16 protein-coding genes and 1 riboswitch are annotated in these 18,824 nt (G+C 70.7%); of the genes, 13 read left to right on the top strand and 3 right to left on the bottom strand.

Features of this window, described 5'->3' with window-relative positions; genetic code table 11:
• Window positions 1-62 precede the first annotated feature (62 nt).
• The 7 genes from QFZ76_RS15045 to QFZ76_RS15015 all read left to right on the top strand — a co-directional run bounded on the left by QFZ76_RS15045 (window position 63) and on the right by QFZ76_RS15015 (window position 9,447).
• Window positions 63-683: a heme-copper oxidase subunit III gene (locus QFZ76_RS15045; protein WP_307674209.1), complete on the top strand. Its 621-nt coding sequence runs from the start codon at window positions 63-65 to the stop codon at window positions 681-683.
• Between the two features lie 63 nt (window positions 684-746).
• A complete protein-coding gene (locus tag QFZ76_RS15040) occupies window positions 747-1,556 on the top strand; it encodes a c-type cytochrome (RefSeq protein WP_307674208.1) in 810 nt (269 codons plus the stop codon).
• Entirely contained in the window at window positions 1,553-2,626 is a 1,074-nt protein-coding gene (locus QFZ76_RS15035) for a ubiquinol-cytochrome c reductase iron-sulfur subunit (RefSeq protein WP_307674207.1), read from the top strand. The genes QFZ76_RS15040 and QFZ76_RS15035 overlap by 4 nt, the downstream gene beginning before the upstream one ends.
• Window positions 2,623-4,263 (top strand): cytochrome bc complex cytochrome b subunit, encoded by a 1,641-nt coding sequence (locus QFZ76_RS15030; RefSeq protein ID WP_307674206.1) that lies wholly within the window; start codon window positions 2,623-2,625, stop codon window positions 4,261-4,263. Before QFZ76_RS15035 ends, QFZ76_RS15030 begins: the two co-directional genes overlap by 4 nt.
• Before the next feature lie 146 nt (window positions 4,264-4,409).
• The gene (gene trpD, locus QFZ76_RS15025; RefSeq protein WP_307674205.1) at window positions 4,410-5,474 is read left to right on the top strand and encodes an anthranilate phosphoribosyltransferase; all 1,065 of its coding nucleotides are present in this window, start codon (window positions 4,410-4,412) and stop codon (window positions 5,472-5,474) included.
• Between the two features lie 76 nt (window positions 5,475-5,550).
• Window positions 5,551-5,667, top strand: a riboswitch (SAM riboswitch).
• A gap of 180 nt (window positions 5,668-5,847) precedes the next feature.
• On the top strand, window positions 5,848-7,221 hold the full coding sequence (locus QFZ76_RS15020; protein WP_307674204.1) for an aminotransferase class V-fold PLP-dependent enzyme: 1,374 nt from the start codon (window positions 5,848-5,850) through the stop codon (window positions 7,219-7,221).
• A 66-nt stretch (window positions 7,222-7,287) separates the two neighbouring features.
• Window positions 7,288-9,447: a PQQ-binding-like beta-propeller repeat protein gene (locus QFZ76_RS15015; RefSeq protein ID WP_307674203.1), complete on the top strand. Its 2,160-nt coding sequence runs from the start codon at window positions 7,288-7,290 to the stop codon at window positions 9,445-9,447.
• 52 nt (window positions 9,448-9,499) lie between these two features.
• Here QFZ76_RS15015 and QFZ76_RS15010 read toward each other — a convergent pair whose 3' ends face one another.
• Together QFZ76_RS15010 and QFZ76_RS15005 are read right to left on the bottom strand one after the other, a co-directional pair.
• Window positions 9,500-9,781, bottom strand: coding sequence for an Lrp/AsnC family transcriptional regulator (locus QFZ76_RS15010; protein WP_266440822.1), 282 nt, complete (start codon window positions 9,779-9,781; stop codon window positions 9,500-9,502).
• Window positions 9,778-10,521, bottom strand: coding sequence for a rhomboid family intramembrane serine protease (locus tag QFZ76_RS15005; protein WP_307674202.1), 744 nt, complete (start codon window positions 10,519-10,521; stop codon window positions 9,778-9,780). The genes QFZ76_RS15010 and QFZ76_RS15005 overlap by 4 nt, the downstream gene beginning before the upstream one ends.
• A 167-nt stretch (window positions 10,522-10,688) precedes the next feature.
• On the opposite strand from QFZ76_RS15005, the gene QFZ76_RS15000 reads away from it, so the two are divergent.
• From QFZ76_RS15000 to QFZ76_RS14980, 5 genes are all read left to right on the top strand, one after another.
• Window positions 10,689-10,928, top strand: coding sequence for a hypothetical protein (locus QFZ76_RS15000; RefSeq protein WP_030039328.1), 240 nt, complete (start codon window positions 10,689-10,691; stop codon window positions 10,926-10,928).
• Between the two features lie 33 nt (window positions 10,929-10,961).
• On the top strand, window positions 10,962-12,305 hold the full coding sequence (locus QFZ76_RS14995; RefSeq protein WP_307674201.1) for an NYN domain-containing protein: 1,344 nt from the start codon (window positions 10,962-10,964) through the stop codon (window positions 12,303-12,305).
• Window positions 12,306-12,514: 209 nt separating this feature from the next.
• Window positions 12,515-13,549, top strand: coding sequence for a C40 family peptidase (locus tag QFZ76_RS14990; protein ID WP_307674200.1), 1,035 nt, complete (start codon window positions 12,515-12,517; stop codon window positions 13,547-13,549).
• Window positions 13,550-13,769: 220 nt separating this feature from the next.
• A complete protein-coding gene (locus QFZ76_RS14985) occupies window positions 13,770-14,792 on the top strand; it encodes an NlpC/P60 family protein (protein ID WP_307674199.1) in 1,023 nt (340 codons plus the stop codon).
• A gap of 32 nt (window positions 14,793-14,824) precedes the next feature.
• Window positions 14,825-16,018, top strand: coding sequence for a hypothetical protein (locus QFZ76_RS14980; protein WP_307674198.1), 1,194 nt, complete (start codon window positions 14,825-14,827; stop codon window positions 16,016-16,018).
• A 196-nt stretch (window positions 16,019-16,214) separates the two neighbouring features.
• Here the strand turns inward: QFZ76_RS14980 and QFZ76_RS14975 are convergent, their stop codons facing one another.
• Complete coding sequence (locus tag QFZ76_RS14975) at window positions 16,215-17,459, bottom strand: glycosyltransferase family 87 protein (RefSeq protein WP_307680018.1); 1,245 nt, start codon at window positions 17,457-17,459, stop codon at window positions 16,215-16,217.
• A 120-nt stretch (window positions 17,460-17,579) separates the two neighbouring features.
• Here QFZ76_RS14975 and QFZ76_RS14970 point away from each other — a divergent pair, with 120 nt between their 5' ends.
• On the top strand, window positions 17,580-18,722 hold the full coding sequence (locus QFZ76_RS14970; protein ID WP_307674197.1) for a glycosyltransferase family 4 protein: 1,143 nt from the start codon (window positions 17,580-17,582) through the stop codon (window positions 18,720-18,722).
• The last annotated feature ends 102 nt before the right edge of the window (window positions 18,723-18,824 follow it).

Below are 18,824 nucleotides of genomic sequence, written 5' to 3'. Positions count from 1 at the left end.
ACACCCAGCGAACGCTCCGAACGGGACCCCCGGGAGTGAGGGCGGGATAAGCGACCGACATAATGTCGGTCGTGGCGACAGCAACGACAGTAGAAACCGGGCACGCGCACCCGTCGGTCAACCGGCCGAACCTCACCAGCGTCGGAACCATCATCTGGTTGAGTTCCGAGCTGATGTTCTTCGCGGCCCTCTTCGCGATGTACTTCACCCTGCGATCGGTGACGGGTCCCGACCACTGGAAGGAGATGGCGCACAGCCTGAACCTTCCGTTCTCGGCGACCAACACCACGATCCTGGTGCTCTCCTCCCTCACCTGTCAGCTCGGCGTGTTCGCCGCCGAGCGCGGTGATGTGAAGAAGCTCCGGATGTGGTTCATCGTCACCTTCGCCATGGGTGCGATCTTCATCGGCGGTCAGGTGTACGAGTACACCGAGCTGGTCAAGAAGGACGGGCTCTCGCTCTCCTCCGACCCGTACGGCTCGGTCTTCTACCTGACCACCGGCTTCCACGGCCTGCACGTGACGGGCGGCCTCATCGCCTTCCTGTTCGTCCTCGGCCGCACCTATGCGGCGAAGAGGTTCACCCACGATCAGGCGACCGCGGCCATTGTCGTGTCCTACTACTGGCACTTCGTCGATGTCGTCTGGATCGGCCTCTTCGCCACGATCTATTTGATCAAGTAGCCGGGCCCGCTCCCGCACCTTCCAGAAGCATCGACGCAGAAGATCCTGACACCGGAGTAATCCGTGAAAAAGCTCTCCGCACGACGACGCCACCCGTTGGCGGCGGTCGTCGTCCTACTCCTCGCGCTGGCATGCACCGGGGGGCTGTACGTCCTGCTCGCACCCACGAGCGAGGCGAAGGCAGACACAACCGCCCAGTCCCTGGCCATCGACGAGGGCAAGAAGCTCTACGCCGTCGGCTGCGCCAGCTGCCACGGCACCGGTGGTCAGGGCACCACTGACGGTCCGAGCCTCGTGGGCGTGGGCGCCGCGGCCGTCGACTTCCAGGTCGGCACCGGCCGTATGCCGGCCCAGCAGCCGGGCGCGCAGGTCCCGAAGAAGAAGAACATCTACTCGCAGGCCGAGATCGACCAGCTCGCGGCGTACATCTCCTCGCTGGGTGCCGGTCCGAACGTCCCGACCGAGGCGCAGTACGGCCCCGAGGGCGCCGACATCGCCAAGGGCGGCGAGCTGTTCCGCACCAACTGCGCGCAGTGCCACAACTTCACCGGCAAGGGCGGCGCGCTCACGCACGGCAAGTTCGCACCCGACCTCGAGGGCGTCTCCCCGAAGCACATCTACGAGGCCATGCAGACCGGCCCGCAGAACATGCCCTCCTTCCCCGACACCACGCTGTCGGAGCAGAACAAGCAGGACATCATCGCGTACCTCGACGCGGTCAACGGCGAGGACACCGAGAGCCCCGGCGGCCTCGAACTGGGCGGACTCGGGCCGGTCAGCGAGGGCCTGTTCGGCTGGATCTTCGGACTCGGCTCGCTGATCGCGGTCGCCGTCTGGGTCGCCGCTCGGACCGCAAAGGCCAAGAAGTCATGAGTAGCCAAGACATTCCAGAAGAGAACCTGCCGGCTGAGCAGTCCGCAGGACACAATGACCATGGGCACGGCGCGGTGGGCGTCGCGGACGAGAAGAACCCGTTCGCCGACCCCGGACTGCCGCCCCACGAGCACCGCATCCAGGACATCGACGAGCGGGCCGCCAGGCGGTCCGAGCGTACGGTCGCCATGATGTTCGTGCTGTCGATGCTGGCCACCGTCGGCTTCATCGTCTCGTACGTGGCGATCCCGCACGACAGGACGATCTACGTCTTTCCGATCGGGCACATCAACGCGCTGAACTTCGCCCTGGGTCTGACCCTCGGTGCGGCGCTGTTCCTGATCGGCGCGGGCGCGGTCCACTGGGCCCGCACCCTGATGTCCGACGAGGAGCTCGCCGACGAGCGGCACCCGATCGAGGCGGAGCCCGAGGTCAAGGCCAAGGTCATGGCCGACTTCAAACAGGGCGCCAAGGAGTCCGCGCTCGGCCGCCGCAAGCTGATCCGCAACACGATGTTCGGCGCGCTGGCCCTGTTCCCGCTCTCCGGCGTCATGCTGCTGCGCGACCTCGGTCCGCTGCCGGGCACCAAGCTCCGCCACACCCTGTGGTCCAAGGGCAAGCTGCTCGTCAACATGAACACCAACGAGCCGCTGCGGGCCTCCGACGTCGCGGTCGGCTCGCTGACCTTCGCCAAGCCCGAGGGCCTGGAGGAGCACGACCACGAGTTCCAGACCGAGATCGCCAAGGCCGCCCTGATGATCGTCCGGATCCAGCCGGACGACATCAAGGACAAGCGCGAACTCGAGTGGTCGCACGAGGGCATCGTGGCGTACTCGAAGATCTGCACCCACGTCGGCTGCCCGATCTCGCTGTACGAGCAGCAGACGCACCACGTGCTGTGCCCCTGTCACCAGTCCACCTTCGACCTCTCCGACGGCGCCCGGGTGATCTTCGGCCCCGCCGGTCACGCCCTGCCGCAGCTGCGCATCGGTGTGAACGACGAGGGCTACCTCGAGGCGCTCGGCGACTTCGACGAGCCCGTCGGTCCTGCTTTCTGGGAGCGCGGATGAGCACTGAGACCACCGCCAAGGACTCGCGTTCGCGCGAGAAGGCACCGGCCGGCGAGCGCGTCGCCGACTGGGCCGACGGCCGGCTGGGGATCTACTCCCTGGCCAAGGCCAACATGCGCAAGATCTTCCCCGACCACTGGTCGTTCATGTTGGGTGAGGTCTGCCTCTACAGCTTCATCATCATCATCCTCACGGGTGTGTATCTGACGCTGTTCTTCCACCCGTCGATGAACGAGGTGGAGTACCACGGCAGCTACGTCCCGCTGCAGGGACAGCTGATGTCCGAGGCGTTCAACTCGACCATGCACATCTCCTTCGATGTGCGCGGTGGCCTGCTGATCCGGCAGATCCACCACTGGGCGGCGCTGATCTTCCTCGCCGGCATGTTCGTGCACATGATGCGCGTCTTCTTCACGGGTGCGTTCCGCAAGCCGCGTGAGGTCAACTGGCTGTTCGGCTTCCTGCTGTTCGTCCTGGGCATGTTCACCGGCTTCACCGGTTACTCGCTCCCGGACGACCTGCTCTCCGGCACCGGTGTCCGCTTCATGGAGGGCGCGGTCCTGTCCGTGCCGATCGTCGGCACGTACCTGTCGTTCTTCCTCTTCGGCGGCGAGTTCCCGGGCGGCGACTTCGTGGCCCGCTTCTACTCGATCCACGTGCTGTTGCTGCCGGGCATCATGCTCGGTCTGGTGGTCGCCCACCTGATCCTGGTCTTCTACCACAAGCACACCCAGTTCGCGGGCCCCGGAAAGTCGAACAAGAACGTCGTCGGCATGCCGCTGCTGCCGGTCTACATGGCCAAGGCCGGAGGCTTCTTCTTCCTGGTCTTCGGTGTCATCGCGGCCATCTCGGCGATCGCCTCGATCAACCCGATCTGGTCCATGGGCCCCTACCGCCCGGACCAGGTGTCCACCGGCGCCCAGCCCGACTGGTACATGGGCTTCTCGGAGGGCCTGATCCGTGTCATGCCCGGCTGGGAGATCAACTTCTGGGGCCACACGCTCGTCCTGGGCGTGTTCATCCCGCTGGTGATCTTCCCGCTGGTCCTGGTCGCGATCGCGGTCTACCCGTTCATCGAGTCCTGGGTCACCGGCGACAAGCGCGAGCACCACATCCTGGACCGCCCGCGCAACGTGCCGACCCGTACGGCCTTCGGTGTCGCGTGGATCACCTGGTACATGGTGCTGCTGATCGGTGGTGGAAACGACCTCTGGGCCACCCACTTCCACCTGTCGATCAACGCCATCACCTGGTTCGTGCGGATCGCGTTCTTCGTCGCCCCGGTCCTCGCGTTCGTCATCACCAAGCGGATCTGCCTCGGCCTCCAGCGCCGGGACAAGGACAAGGTGCTGCACGGCCGCGAGTCGGGCATCATCAAGCGCCTGCCGCACGGTGAGTTCATCGAGGTGCACGAGCCGCTCAGCCAGGACGCGCTGCACACGCTCACCGCGCACGAGCAGTACGTGCCGGCCCAGATCGGCCCGACGGTCGACGAGAACGGCGTCGAGCGCAAGGTGAAGGGCTCCGAGAAGCTGCGCGCCAAGCTGAGCGAGGCGTACTACGGAGAAGAGGCCCAGATCCCCAAGCCGACCGTCGAGGAGTACAAGGAGATCACGAGCGGCCACGGCCACCACTGATCGCTGCGCTCGCCACGCGCGGTAGAGCTCTAGTAGGGGCCCCGTCCGAAGACCGGACGGGGCCCTTTGCCGTGCCCGTCGCTGGATAGGGTGGACCCCGTCGAGATTCGCGTCCCGTCGGACGGGACTACACCCAGGAGCGGCTTATGAGCGCTGTGACCCCCGCTGGAGGCGACACCGCGGCGGACCGTTCCTGGCCCGAGGTACTGAGCGCACTGCTCGGCGGGCGGGACCTGAGCGCCGGCGACACGGCCTGGGCGATGGACCGCTTCATGAGCGGCGAGGCCTCGGACGCCCAGATCGCGGGCTTCATGGTGGCGCTGCGGGCCAAGGGCGAGACGGTCGAGGAGATCAACGGTCTCGTCGAGGCGATGTACGCGCACGCGCAGCCGCTGGACATCCCGGGTCCCGCCGTCGACATCGTCGGTACGGGCGGTGACCGGGCCAAGACGGTCAACATCTCGACGATGTCCGCCATCGTGATCGCGGGTACCGGGGCGAAGGTCGTCAAGCACGGCAACCGGGCCTCGTCCTCGGCGAGCGGGTCGTCCGACGTGCTGGAGAAGCTCGGCATCAACCTGGACCTGTCGCCCGAGGGGGTCGCGCGGGTGGTGGAGGAGGCCGGGATCACCTTCTGCTTCGCGGCCAAGTTCCACCCCTCGATGCGGTTCGTCGGCGCGGTCCGGCGGGACCTCGGCATCCCGACCTCCTTCAACCTCCTCGGGCCGCTGACCAACCCCGCCAAGGTCACCGCCTCGGCGATCGGCTGCTTCGACACCCGGATGGCGGGGCTCATCGCCGGCGTACTGGCCGAGCGCGGCTCCTCCGCGCTGGTGTTCCGCGGCGACGACGGCCTCGACGAGCTGACCACCACGGCCACCTCCCGGGTGTGGGTCGTGCGCGACGGCAAGGTCGCCGAGGAGGCCTTCGACCCGCGGGACGTCGGCCTCGAACTGGTGCCGGTTCAGGCGCTCAGGGGCGCCGACGCGTCGTACAACGCCGAGGTCGCCCGGCGGCTGCTGGACGGCGAGACGGGGCCGGTGCGGGACGCCGTACTGCTGAACTCGGCGGCGGCGCTGGTGGCGTTGGAGCCGACCGGGGCGCCGCTGGCCGAGCAGCTCGGGGTCGGCATGGCCAAGGCCGCCGAGTCGATCGACTCGGGCGCGGCCAAGCGGACGCTGGAGCGGTGGGTGGCGGCCAGCAACGCGTAGCACCGCACGTCGTGATGTCCCGCGATCCGGACTCGGGTTGCGGGACCGCGATCACTTCGCGTAGGTTTCTGAACCAGGTCATGAGTGACAGTCATGAGGCCCCGGCCGACTGTCCGGCAACCCTCCGTCCGTGGCGGGGTGCCCCGGGTGAAGACCAGGTCGTGGGCAGCAAGGCCTACGGCAAGCGCGGACCCCTCGCGGCTCTTGAACGAGCGCAGTACCAGGGGTCCTGGTCGTCGAGGGAGCCTTCCGTGAGCAAGCGAATGCGATAGGGCCGCAGAGCCCCGCCTCCGCACACCCCTTTTCACCTTCTCCTGCGCTGAGCCACGTCCGCTCGCGCGGTGATTTCACCTGCCTCTCACGGGAGTTCGCCATGTCTGTCTCCACCGTTGCCGCCGCCCAGTCCCTTTGCAGTGACATTTCGGGGGCGCTGCCCGTTCTGGGCCGGGATGTCACCGTCCCGCTCGTCACCGGCGGCGAGGTCACCTACGCCGCGCTCGACTACGCGGCCAGCGCGCCGGCGCTGCAGCGCGTGTGGGACGACGTGGCGGCCTACGCCCCGTACTACGGCAGCGTCCACCGGGGCGCCGGCTACCTCTCCCAGCTGTCCACGGACCTCTTCGAGAACGCCCGCACGACGGTCGCCGAGTTCCTCGACTGCCGAGCCGACGACCAGGTGGTCTTCACCCGGTCCACCACCGACTCGCTCAACCTGCTCGCCGCCGCGCTTCCGGCCGACTGCCAGGTCTTCGTCTTCGAGACCGAGCACCACGCCTCGCTGCTGCCCTGGCAGGACGCCCGCGTCAGCTACCTCGACGCCCCGCGCACCCCGCGCCAGGCGGTGGCGACCCTGGAGCGCGCCCTCGCCGACCGTGACCCGCACGGCCCGGCCCTGGTCTGCGTGACCGGCGCCTCGAACGTCACCGGTGAGCTGTGGCCCGTACGGGAGCTGGCCGCCGCCGCGCACGCGCACGGCGCCCGGATCGTCCTGGACGCCGCCCAACTGGCCCCGCACCACCCGGTGTCGGTCCAGGACCTCGACGTCGACTGGGTCGCCTTCTCCGGGCACAAGCTGTACGCCCCCTTCGGCTCCGGCGTCCTGGCCGGCCGTGCCGACTGGCTGCGCGCGGCCGAGCCGTACCTCGCGGGCGGCGGCGCCAGCCGCAAGGTCACGCGGCGCCAGGACGGGGGAGTGGACGTGGAGTGGCACGAGAGCGCCGCCCGCCACGAGGCCGGCTCGCCCAACGTCATCGGCGTCTACGCCATCGCCTCCGCCTGCAAGGCCCTCACCGAGGCCGGCTTCGACACGCTGGTGGCCCGGGAGCAGCACCTGATCGACACGGTCCGCGCGGGTCTCGCCGAGGTCCCCGAGGTCAGGGTCCTCTCCCTCTTCGGTGACGACGCCCCGCGGGTCGGCGTGATCTCCTTCGTCGTCGAGGGCTGGAACAGCTCCCACTTCGCCGCCGCGCTCTCCGCCGAGTACGGCATCGGCGTCCGCGACGGCCTCTTCTGCGCCCACCCGCTCGTCCGTACCCTGCTGGGCAGCGACCCCCGCAGCCAGGGCGAGTGCGGTGCCCCCGAGGCCGCGCCCGGCGAGAAGTCCCTCAACGCAATCCGGGTGAGCTTCGGCGCGGGCACGCCCGACGAGCACGTGGAGCGTTTCGTCGGCGCCGTGAAGGAACTGGTCCGTGACGGTGCGAAGTGGACGTACCGCACGGAGGACGGCCGCTGCGTACCGGCCGTCTGAGGGACTGACGTCCACCAGCGCGTATACGCTCCCTCTCGGCAGCCGTACGACGTAGGGGGACACGGGGTGCAGGAGCTGCGCGAGACGGATCCTCGGGCCATCGGGCCCTATGAGGTCGTGGGCAGGCTCGGGTCCGGAGGCATGGGCGAGGTGTATCTCGCCGAGGCGCGGCGCGGGCCGCGGCTGGCCGTGAAGGTGGTGCGGGCCGAGCAGGCGGAGGACCGGACCTTCCGGGCGCGGTTCCGGCACGAGGTGCGGGCCGCGCAGACCGTCGGCGGTGCGGGGACGTACACCGCGCGGGTCGTGGACGCGGACACCGAGGCCCCGCGGCCGTGGATGGCCACCGAGTTCGTCGACGGGCCGAACCTGCGGGACGCGGTGTTCGACGGCGGCCCCCTGACAGCGGACGCGGTACGGCTGCTGGCGGCCGCGCTCGCCGAGGCGCTCGCCGCGATCCACGCCAAGGGGCTGGTGCACCGGGACCTCAAGCCCTCCAACATCCTGCTGGCGCAGGACGGACCCCGGGTGATCGACTTCGGGATCGTCCGGGCCCTGGAAGGGACGGCGCTGACCCGGACCGGGGTGGTCGTCGGGTCGGTCGGCTATGTCTCGCCCGAGCAGATCCGCAACGGTGCCCACGTGGGGCCGGCCAGTGACGTCTTCTCGCTGGGCGCGGTGCTCGCGTACGCGTCCGGCGGCAAGGAGCCGTTCGGCGAGGGACAGGATTCGGTCGTCCTGCTGCGGATCCTGACCGGGGACGTCGACCTGTCCGCCGTACCGAAGGACCAGCTGCCGCTGGTGGAGGCGTGTCTGCGGGACGATCCGGGCGCCCGGCCGACGCCCGCGGACGTGGTCGCGGCCACGGGGCACACCGCGCGTTCGCTGCGCGAGGGCCTGCGGTCGGGGTGGTACGCGGCCGGCCCTGGGGGAGGGGCCGCCTCCGTCGGGGGCGGTGAGCGCTGGATCCCGGAGCACGGGTCGGGGGAGCGGGAGAGCCGGGTCGAGTACGTGGCGCCCGTGACGGTCACGGACTTACCGGCGGACGCAGAGGCCCCGCCGCGGCCGCCCTCGCGGCGACGGCTGCTGGGGGCGCTGACCGGTGGCGCGGGAGTGGTGGCGGCCGGTGGCCTCGGCGGCTGGCTGCTGCTGCGGGACTCCTCGGACGGCAAGGCAGGGGCCGCGGGCGGATCCGGCACCCCGGCCCGGTCCTCCGCGGCGGGAACGCCTCGGGTGGGCTGGCAGTACAAGGTCGAGGGACTGGGCGGAGGACATGGGCCCTGTGCCGCGCTGTCGCCCGACGGCAGGCGGGTGTACGTCGGCGGCGCGGACCGCTCGCTGCACGCCGTGGACCTGAACGGCCTGAGCGTCTGGCACACCGCACTGGGCGGCGAGGTCATGTCCCCGCTGGCCACCGCCGACGGCGTGTACTGCCTGCTGTTCGACGGGCAGGAGGGCGCCTTTGAGCTCTGCGCGCTCGGCCGGGGCGGCAAGGTGCGCTGGGCCAAGCCGGTCGCCGCGAACGGCCAGGTCCCGGTGGCCGCGGGCGGACTGGTTCTGGTGTCCTACGCCTCTTCGTCGGACGAGGGCGGGGTGCGGGCGTACGCGCCCGACGGCAGCGTGCGCTGGAGCACGCCGACCGGAGCGGCGCCCACCAGCGAACCCATGGTGGCGGACTCGGTGGTGTACGTCGGCACCTTCGGCGACGAGGTGCAGGCCCTGGACGTGAAGACCGGGAAGCGGCTCTGGGCGACGCGAGCGGGAACGGACACCGGGCGGCCCACGCTGGTCGGGGACACGCTGCTGGTCGGGTCGGGCGGCGAGCGGTCACTGCACGGCATCAGCCGGTCCGGAAAGGCCTTGTGGCACGTGGCCGACGAGATGCTGTACGGCAGCCGCTACTTCAGCTGTGTCGCCTTCGGCGGTCTCGGTGTCTCCGCGACCGACTACGAGGTCGTCGCGCTGGACCCGGCCGACGGATCCAGGGCGTGGGCCTTCCGGTTCGACGACGAGGGGAACCAGTACAGCGATCCGACGGTCGCCGGCGGCACGCTCTACGCACGCCGGGGCGCGACGCTCTACGGCCTGAACCGTCAGGGCAGCCGGACCTGGCAGAAGCGGGTCGAGGGTGGCGCGTCCGTCGGCACCCAGAGCCCGGTCGTCCGCGACGGACGCGTCTATGCCGCGACCGCCGACGGCATCACCGTCCTCGCCCTGAAGAAGCCCTAGCGCCGCCGTCCTAGCGCCGCCGTCCTAGCGCCGCGGTCCTGGGGCCGCGGTACTAGCTGTCGAGCCCGATCGCGAACGCCGCCTCCAGGTCGTGCTGCGAGTACGTCCGGAACGCCACGTGCGTGTCCGTCCCCTCCACGCCCGGGATCTTGCTGATGTGCCCGGGAATGACCTCCGCGAGATCCTCGTGCCGCTTCACCCGGACCATCGCGATCAGGTCGTACGTGCCGGTCACGGAGAACACCTCACTGACGTTCTCCAGCGCCGCGATCGACTCCGCGATCTCGGGGATCCGGTCCACGCTGGTCTTGATGAGGACGATCGCGGTGATCACGGCTGGTTCTCTCCCTCGGGGGCCGGAGCTGGGGCGGCCTTCACTCTAGTCGCACGCCCGAAGCGCACCCACGCGAACGTGAGCCCCAGGCCGAAGCCCACCAGGTGCGCCAGGTAGGCCACGCCGGGGCCCTGGCCGGCCCGGCCCGCGGCCAGCCATTGGAGGGCCGCCCAGAAGGGCAGGACGACCCAGGCCGGGAAGCGCAGCGGGAGGAAGAAGAGGAACGGCAGGAGACTGGTGACGCGGGCTCCGGGGAACAGGTACAGGAACGCCCCGAGGACCGCCGAGATCGCCCCGGACGCGCCGACCAGGGACTGCTCGGAGTCGGCGTTGGCGGCCGCGTAGCCCAACAGGGCCAGGTAGCCGCAACCCAGATAGAAGAGAGTGAACTGGAAGCGGCCCATCCGTTCCTCGGTCAGCACGCCGAAGACGTAGAGGAAGAGCATGTTGCCCAGCAGGTGGACCCAGCTGCCGTGGACGAAGAGGGCCGTGGCGGGGGTGAGCGCGGCCCGCGCCGAGCCCTCGAACAGTTCGGCGGGCACCACGCCCCAGCGGTGGAAATAGGCCCGCTGCGCCGCGAGCAGGGCGTCGCCGGAGCCGTACGACGGATTGAGCCCCGAGGCCGGGCCGGCCAGGAAGAGTAGACAGCACACGGTGATCAGCCCGTAGGTCATCGGCGCCGACGGCCGCCGGACCGCCCCGACCGCTCTGCCGACCGTCCCGCTCCAGTTGCCGATCATGAACACAGAGCATGACGCAAGGGGACCGGACGGCACGGACCGCCTCGCCGCTGTGGACGGCGGAGCGGCGAGTACCCGCCAGGCCGTAGGGTAACGAGCCACACGCACCGGGGTGCCCGGCGCGTCACGGACACTAGAAGGAACAAGAAGGAAGGCGAACAGCCACGATGACGGTTCCCCTGCCGACTGCCTCGACGCGGTGGCGCTGCACCCTCTGCGGCAACCTCACGCGCTTCGACGTGACCCGCTCGTCGAAGGTGGTCGAGTACGTCCACCTCGACCTGGCCGGTGAGCCGAAGGTCGAGGAGCGCGACGTGGTCAGTGAGACCATCGAGTCGGTGCGCTGCCGCTGGTGCAATGCCGTGGATCAGGTGGAACTCGTGGACAGGCCGGGCGCCGGCTCCTGAGGGAGCGGGCCCCGCACAGGCGATGGGGTGAGGATGGTGGAGACCGCAGGCGGGGGGCCGGGCGACGGCGCCGCTGAGGTGCTCGACCGTCCGCTGCCCGACGGCGTGCGCCGCAGGGTCGTACAGATCGTCTCGGACGGGTTCGGCGGGCTGACCGTCGGCGAACTGCCCGCGCAGCTACGACAGTACGCCCGGTTCGCGCCGAACCGGCGCGCCAAGTTCGCCGGCAACGCCATGGCGGCCGCCCTGGAGACCGATCCGCTGTTCCGGCAGCGCATCGGGGAGAAGTTCAGAGAGACGCAGCCGGAGCTCTCCGGCTCCCTGGACTCCGGCTCGCCGCCCCCGGCCGCGGACCCGCTCGACGTGGCGGCCGCGGCCTACGTACTGCGGCCCACCGGCTGGGTGAAGCTCGTGACCGCGGCCGGCGAGGAGGCCCAGCGGGCCTACGCCGAGCGCGCCGACGAGGAGAGCCGGGCCGAGCTGGAGCGGCTGCGCGAGGAGCTCGACCGGGCCCGTGAGCAGACCCGGAGCGAGACCGAGCGGCTGCGCACCGAGCTGGATTCGGCCAAGAAGGAAGCGGACTCGCTGCACCGCAAGCTGCGCGCCGCCGTCAGCGACGTCAAGCGCGGCGAGGCGGCCCTGCGCAAGCTGCACGCCGAGATGGAGACCCTGCGCGCGGAGGGGCAGGCCCAGGTGTCCGCCGCGGAGAGCGAGTCCCGGCGGCTCAAGTCACGGCTCGGCGAGGCGGAGGCGGCCCTGGAGGCCACCCGCAAGGCGGCCCGCGAGGGCCGCAGCGTCGAGGACATGCGCGTACGGCTGCTGCTCGACACCCTGCTCGACGCGACCCAGGGACTGCGGCGGGAACTCGCGCTGCCGCCGGTGTCCGTACGGCCGGCCGAGACCGTGGATGCGGTCGAACCGGGACGTATGACCCCGAAGGACATCGCGGCGCGGGCGTTGTCCGAGAACGACCCCGCGATCCTCGACCAGCTCCTCGACCTGCCGCAGGCCCATCTGGTGGTTGACGGCTACAACGTCACCAAGACAGGTTATCCCCAAATGCCCCTGGAAAAGCAGCGGTTGAGGCTCCTCGGGCAGCTCTCCCAGCTCGCGGCGCAGACCGGCGCCGAGGTGACGTGTGTCTTCGACGGGGCGGAGCTGGCCGCGCCGGTGCTCTTGGCGCCGCCGCGCGGGGTGCGGGTGCTGTTCTCCAAGCCGGGCGTCACCGCCGATGAGTTGATCCGCCAGCTGGTGCGCGCGGAGCCGCCGGGGCGTCCGGTCATCGTCGCCTCGACCGACCGCGAGGTCGCCGACGGGGTGGCCCGGGCGGGGGCGCGGCCGGTCGCTTCCGCGATGCTTCTCAAGCGATTGTCGTGAAGGTCAACATACGGGCCTAATGCCCGAATTGACGGAACCGTCACGCAACGTAGCGTCAAGCAAACCTCACTGCATGTGAGTTGAGTGTAAAGAATGACGGGTGTGACGAGATTTTTCTCGTGAGGATTTGAACTGATCACGGGAAGGTCACTAGGGTCTGACCTCGAACCTCCGAGCGGGTGATCACTCAAAAGAAGGAGTTCACCTCCGTGGCGTCCCACCGTCGACCCAAGCAACCGAGCCGTGCACGCGTGACCGTGCTGACCACCGCAGCCGCCGCTGCGGTCGCCCTGAGCTCGCAGGCCGCGAATGCCGCGCCGAGCGAGAAGCCCAGCAAGGACGAGGTCAAGGCCAAGGTCGACAAGCTCTACGAAGAGGCCGAGCAGGCCACCGAGAAGCTCAACGGGGCCACGGAGAAGCAGGAGAAGCTCCAGAAGGAGATCTCCACCATCCAGGACAACGTCGCCCGCGGCCAGGACGAGCTCAACGAGCTGCGCGACTCCATAGGCCTGGCGGCCGCGGCCCAGTACCGCACGGGCAGCATCGACTCCTCCCTCCAGCTGTTCCTGTCGTCCAACCCGGACGACTACCTGGACAAGGCGTCCACCGCCGACCAGCTGAGCTCTCAGCAGGTCGAGGCCCTGAAGAAGATCCAGGACAAGCAGCGCGAGCTCGCCCAGGACCGTTCCGAGGCCTCCGAGAAGCTCAAGGACCTCGCGAGCACCCGCAGCGAACTGGGCAAGAAGAAGAAGGAAGTCCAGAGCAAGCTGGCCGCGGCGCAGAAGCTCCTCAACACGCTGACGGCCGCCGAGAAGGCCGCCCTCGCCGCCCAGGACGCCCGCGCCAGCCGCGACGCCGGCGAGCGCGTGGACCTCGGTGACGCCCCCGCCGGCTCCGGCCGGGCGATGGCCGCCTTCCAGGCCGCGCAGACCCAGATCGGCAAGCCGTACGTCTACGGCGCCACCGGCACCGCCTCCTACGACTGCTCGGGCCTGACCTCCTGGGCGTACGCGCAGGCCGGCGTCGGCATCCCGCGCACCTCGCAGGCCCAGGCCAACGCCGGCACCAAGATCTACTCGCAGGCCGACCTCAAGGTCGGCGACCTGGTCATCTTCTACGGCGACCTGCACCACGTCGCCTTGTACGCGGGCAACGGCCAGGTGCTGCACGCCCCGCGCACCGGCACGGTCGTCCGCTACGAGTCGATCAACAACATGCCGTTCCAGTTCGGCGTCCGGATCTGAGCACCCTCAGGACGGGTCCGATCACCATCAAGATCGGTACGCCGCACCGCCCGTTCGGGCGAATCCCGAGAACCTGAACTGACCCCACGCCCCGCCCATGACCTGCGTCTGTGGCGGGGCGTCACTTTGTGTGCCCGCCAAGGTCGTTGGTGGGCACCCCTCCTCGGGGCTACTGTCTGCCGCGTTTCCCTGTCCGCCAGCGGAAGGAGTGCGGCTTCCCGTGGGGTCCCATCGCCGCTTTGCACCGTCCGGGTTCGACCGGGGCGCCAGTACGGCGCTCTGCGTCCTGTCAGTCGCCGCCGCGGCCCTCGGCGTCCTGCCGGCCACGTCGGCCGTCGCCGCACCGCACGACGACACCAGCGCGGAGGTGGACCGCCTCTACGAGGAGGCAGAGCAGGCGACCGAGGCCTACAACAAGGCCGACGAGCGCGCCGACGACCTCCGCGAGGAGGTCGGTACCGCGCAGGACGGGATCGCCCGGCAGCAGGAGCGCATCAACCGCATGCGGGAAGCGCTCGGTTCGCTCGCCGGCGCCCAGTACCGCTCCGGCGGCCTCGACCCCTGCCTCGCGCTGCTGTTCTCCGACGACCCGGACGACTACCTCGACAAGGCCGGCGTCCTCGACCGGATCACCGCGCGCCAGGCGGGCGAGCTCAAGGACCTCCAGGAGGCCATGCGCGAACTCGCCCAGGAGCGTTCCGAGGCGGCCGAGAAACTCGGCGAACTGGAGAAGAGCCGCAAGGCCGTCGCCACCAACAAGCGGACCGTCGAGAAGAAGCTCGCCAAGGCGCGCGCGCTCCTCAACGCCCTGCCGTCCGACGAGCGGGACGCCTACGACCGGGCCTCCCGTTCCGGCCGCACCGACATGCCTGACTTCGGCAGCGCCGCACCGCCGTCCGCCCGCGCCGCCGCCGCGATCGCCGCCGCCCGCTCCGCGCTCGGCAAGCCGTACGTCTGGGGCGCCAACGGCCCCTCGGGCTTCGACTGTTCGGGCCTGATGCAGTGGTCGTACGCACAGGCCGGCGTCTCCCTGCCGCGCACCTCGCAGGGCCAGCGCTACGCCGGCCGTCAGGTCCCGCTCTCCCAGGCCCAGCCGGGCGATCTGGTCACCTACCGGTCGGATGCCAGCCATGTGGCGATGTACATGGGCAACGGCCAGGTGATCCACGCGCCCTATCCCGGAGCGCCGGTGCGCTACGACCCGGTGGGCATGATCCCGGGCGCGACCGTCACCAGGGTCTGACCGGGCGGCCGCGACCACCGTACGATCGGGGCGTGGCTGATCGAGGGCGGGGATCGGGACGCGGAGCCGTGGCGCTGTGTCTGCTGCTGCTCGTCGGCCTCGTGGGGTGCGGGGGGAACGCCGCCACCGACAGCGCGAAGGCCGCGGTGCAGCGGGTCCTGGACCGGCGGGCGACCGCGGTCCTGGACCGCGACCGGGCGGCGTTCGTGAAGACGGGCGCGCTGAGCTGGTTCGCGAACCTCAGCGCGGTCCCGCTCGCCGACTGGTCCTACCGCGTCACCGCCCTGCACCGGACCGGCAGCACCGCCACCGCCGACGTCGAACTGCGTTACCGCGTCCAGGGCTACGACCGGGCCCCCGTCACCGTCGGCCGCACGCTGGCCCTCAGCCTGGACGCGGGCGGGCAGTGGTACGTGGACGCCGAGCAGCCCGCGCAGAAGACCGCCCAACAGCTCTGGGACCAGGGCGAGGTGATGACCGTACGCGGTCGGCACAGCCTGGTCCTCGGGGTCGGCCGGTCCGGCGAGGAACTGCACTCCTACGCGGATCTGGCGGACCGCGCCGTACCGGCCGTGTCGGACGCGTGGGGCACCGACTGGCCCCGGCACGTCGTCGTGCTCGTACCGAGGTCGCTGGAGGGCATGGCGGGGCTGCTCGGTTCGCCCGCCTCCTCCTACCGCGGGATCGCGGCGGTCACCACCGGCGAGACGGGCGCACCGGCCGAGGCGCCCGCGGACCGGATCATCGTCAACCCAGACGCGTACGGCGTGCTCGGCTCGGTCGGCAAGCAGGTCGTGCTCACCCACGAGACGACCCATGTCGCCACCCGCGCCGACACCACCCCCGCGACCTCCCTGTGGCTGTCCGAGGGGTACGCCGACTGGGTCGGCTACCGCGGCAGCGGGCGTACGCCCGTCCAGGCCGCGCCCGAGCTGTGGGACGCCGTCGCCGAGGGCAGCCTGCCGGCTGCGCTGCCGACCGACGGGGACTTCGGCTTCAGCGGCGACGCGGCCGGGCTCGCGCGGGCCTATGAGGGCGGCTGGATGGCCTGCCGGATGATCGCCGAGCGCTGGGGCGAGGTGCGGCTGAAGGAGTTCTACAAGGCCGTGGGGGCGCACGAGAAGCGGCCGGGGGCGGTCGAGGACGCGATGCGGAAGGTGCTCGGCACCACGCCGGGGGAGTTCACCGAGCAGTGGCGGGAGTATCTGCGGGAGCAGCTGGGCTGACCTAGGCGGTGTCAGCCGCGTAGGCCTGCGTAGGCCTGTTCCCGCCGTTCGGGCAGGTGCCGTAGGAACGCCAGGAGCGTGTTGAAGCGCACGTGGTCCGTGATCTCTCCGGCTGCCCCTGGCGTATGGCCTCACAGACCGGAGGTTTGCCTGGCGCCGGCGCAGGCATCGCGGTGCTGTTCCGGCGGGCCCGGAGTCAGGAGGAGGCCGAGGTCTCCTTGGCGCGACCGGCGCCGGCGGTCTGATCGGGCAGCTCGGCCGGGACGGGCTTCGGCACCGTCGAGCGCCACAGCCGGCGGGCCGCGATGACGGCGGCGAGGACCAGCAGGCCGTTGCGGACCACCAACAGGGTGATGCCGAGGGGGTCGCTGGCCACGACGTTCCCGAAATAGAGCGGGAACTCCAGGACCGTCACGAAGCACGCCGCGAGCACCAGGCCGGCCGGCAGGCCCATCAGGGTGGCGCGGAAGCACAAGCAGACGGCCGCGATGCCGACCAGCCACACCATGTACTGCGGGCTGATGACCCGGCTGGTCACGGTGAACATCAGCACCCCGACGAAGGCCGCGTCGGCCGCCGTGTGCGCCTCGAACCGGGTCGCCACCAGCCGCCACAGCAGCAGCCAGCCGAACGTCATGCCGGTGAGGGCCAGCGCGGCCGTGCTCACGATGTTCACCCACGGGCCGAGGAACTCGACCGAGCCGTAGTTCAGCAGCACCTGGCCGTCCCAGCCGTAGTGCCGGGCCACATGGAAGACCAGCGCGCCCAGCGACTCCACCTCGGTGCCCCGGTCGCGCTGGAAGGTCAGGAAGGCGAACGCGCCGGGCATCGCGAGGGTGAACAGCGCGGCCAGCGCGGCCATGGTCGCCACCGCCGACATCCAGGCGCCGCGCTTGCGCACGCCCAGGAGCAGCAGCGCCGGCCACACCTTCAGCATCGCCCCGAAGCCCGCGAGGGCGCCCATCAGGCGGGGACGCCGGGAGCCCGCGAGCAGGGCGGCGACCGCGACCGCGGTGACCATCACGTCGTAGCGGGCGTAGACGGTGGGGCCGAGCAGCGGTACGCCCACCACCCACACCCAGGCGCCGCTCAGCCGTCGGTTCGGGCGCCGGCCCGCGTACACCAGCAGGGACAGGGCGACCAGGTCGGCGAGGAAGGCGAGGACGAAGAAGGCCGACGCGTAGTCGAGGAAGGGCAGCAGACCGGGGGCGAGGATCGGCAGGGCCGCGGCGGGCGGATACTGCCAGGTGACGTCGTCCAGCGGGAAGGTGCCCGTGCGCAGCACGTCGTACCAGCCCTGGTAGATGACCGACACGTCACTGGTGACGTCCGGGCCCGGGAAGACGTACACCTTGAAGACGAAGAGCAGCAGCAACAGCCTGGTCACGCCCCAGGCCGTCAGCAGCCACGGCAGAGACCGCCTCGCGCCCGTCGTCTCCACGTGATCCCCTGCCCGTTCGATTCCCGCCTTGGGGGACATGATGTCGTCCCCTCCTGTGAGCGTGCCACAGGGGCCACCGCGAGCGGCTGTGAGCAGGCGGTTTCGGTAGGGTCTGGGGCGATGCACAAGACCCTGATCGTCACGAACGACTTCCCGCCCCGGCCCGGCGGCATCCAGGCGTTCCTGCACAACATGGCGCTGCGCCTCGACCCCGAGCGGCTCGTCGTGTATGCCTCCACGTGGAAGCGCGGCCGGGAGGGTGCCGAGGCCACCGCCGCCTTCGACGCCGAGCAGCCCTTCACCGTCGTACGGGACGCCACGACGATGCTGCTGCCGACGCCCGCGGCGACCCGGCGGGCGGTCGGGCTGCTGCGTGAGCACGGGTGCACCTCGGTGTGGTTCGGGGCGGCGGCGCCGCTCGGGCTGATGGCGCCGACGCTGCGGAAGGCGGGCGCCGAGCGGATCGTGGCCACCACCCACGGGCACGAGGCCGGATGGGCCCAGCTGCCCGCCGCGCGACAGCTGCTGCGCCGGATCGGGGAGTCCACGGACACCCTCACCTACCTCGGCGAGTACACGCGCTCGCGGATCGCCGGCGCGCTGACGCCGGACGCGGCCGGGCGGATGGCGCAGCTGCCGCCGGGCGTCGACGAGAAGACCTTCCACCCCGGATCGGGCGGCGCCGAGGTCCGGGCGCGGCTCGGGCTGAGCGAGCGGCCGGTGATCGTGTGCGTCTCGCGGCTGGTCCCGCGCAAGGGGCAGGACACGCTGATCCTGGCGATGCCGCGGATCCTGGCCGCCGAGCCGGACGCGGTGCTGCTGATCGTGGGCGGCGGGCCGTACGAGAAGGAGCTGCGCCGGCTCGCGCGGGAGACCCGGGTCGCCGACTCCGTCCGCTTCACCGGCGCGGTGCCCTGGGCCGAGCTGCCCGCGCACTACGGGGCCGGTGACGTGTTCGCCATGCCGTGCCGGACCCGGCGGGGCGGACTCGACGTCGAGGGGCTCGGGATCGTCTACCTGGAGGCCTCCGCGACCGGGCTGCCCGTCGTCGCCGGCGACTCCGGCGGCGCCCCGGACGCCGTCCTCGACGGCGAGACCGGCTGGGTCGTGCGGGGCGGCTCCGCCGAGGAGGCCGCCGACCGCATCCTGGTCCTCCTCCAGGACGCCGAGCTGCGCCGCCGGATGGGGGAGCGGGGGCGGGCGTGGGTCGAGGAGAAGTGGCGCTGGGACCTGCTGGCGGAAAAGCTGAAGACGTTGCTGTAACGGGATTCCCAGTTGCCGGTGCCAGTTGCCGGTGCGCGACTCCTAGGCGGAGGGAAATAATCCGCCGATGCTGCGCACATGACAGCAAAACTGATGCAGCGT

It is taken from the genome of Streptomyces sp. V4I2 (assembly GCF_030817655.1).
Taxonomy (GTDB): domain Bacteria; phylum Actinomycetota; class Actinomycetes; order Streptomycetales; family Streptomycetaceae; genus Streptomyces; species Streptomyces plumbiresistens.
The sequence above is the reverse complement of the archived record's forward strand: the minus strand, read 5'-3'. Positions and strand labels throughout refer to the sequence as shown.

Bases quoted from the DNA above. Each gene is read 5' to 3' on its own strand.
- QFZ76_RS15045 (WP_307674209.1), top strand. From the start codon at position 63: ATGTCGGTCGTGGCGACAGCAACGACAGTAGAAACCGGGCACGCGCAC.
- QFZ76_RS15035 (WP_307674207.1), top strand. From the start codon at position 1,553: ATGAGTAGCCAAGACATTCCAGAAGAGAACCTGCCGGCTGAGCAGTCC.
- QFZ76_RS15030 (WP_307674206.1), top strand. From the start codon at position 2,623: ATGAGCACTGAGACCACCGCCAAGGACTCGCGTTCGCGCGAGAAGGCA.
- trpD (WP_307674205.1), top strand. From the start codon at position 4,410: ATGAGCGCTGTGACCCCCGCTGGAGGCGACACCGCGGCGGACCGTTCC.
- QFZ76_RS15020 (WP_307674204.1), top strand. From the start codon at position 5,848: ATGTCTGTCTCCACCGTTGCCGCCGCCCAGTCCCTTTGCAGTGACATT.
- QFZ76_RS15005 (WP_307674202.1), bottom strand. From the start codon at position 10,521: ATGATCGGCAACTGGAGCGGGACGGTCGGCAGAGCGGTCGGGGCGGTC.
- QFZ76_RS15000 (WP_030039328.1), top strand. From the start codon at position 10,689: ATGACGGTTCCCCTGCCGACTGCCTCGACGCGGTGGCGCTGCACCCTC.
- QFZ76_RS14995 (WP_307674201.1), top strand. From the start codon at position 10,962: ATGGTGGAGACCGCAGGCGGGGGGCCGGGCGACGGCGCCGCTGAGGTG.
- QFZ76_RS14970 (WP_307674197.1), top strand. From the start codon at position 17,580: ATGCACAAGACCCTGATCGTCACGAACGACTTCCCGCCCCGGCCCGGC.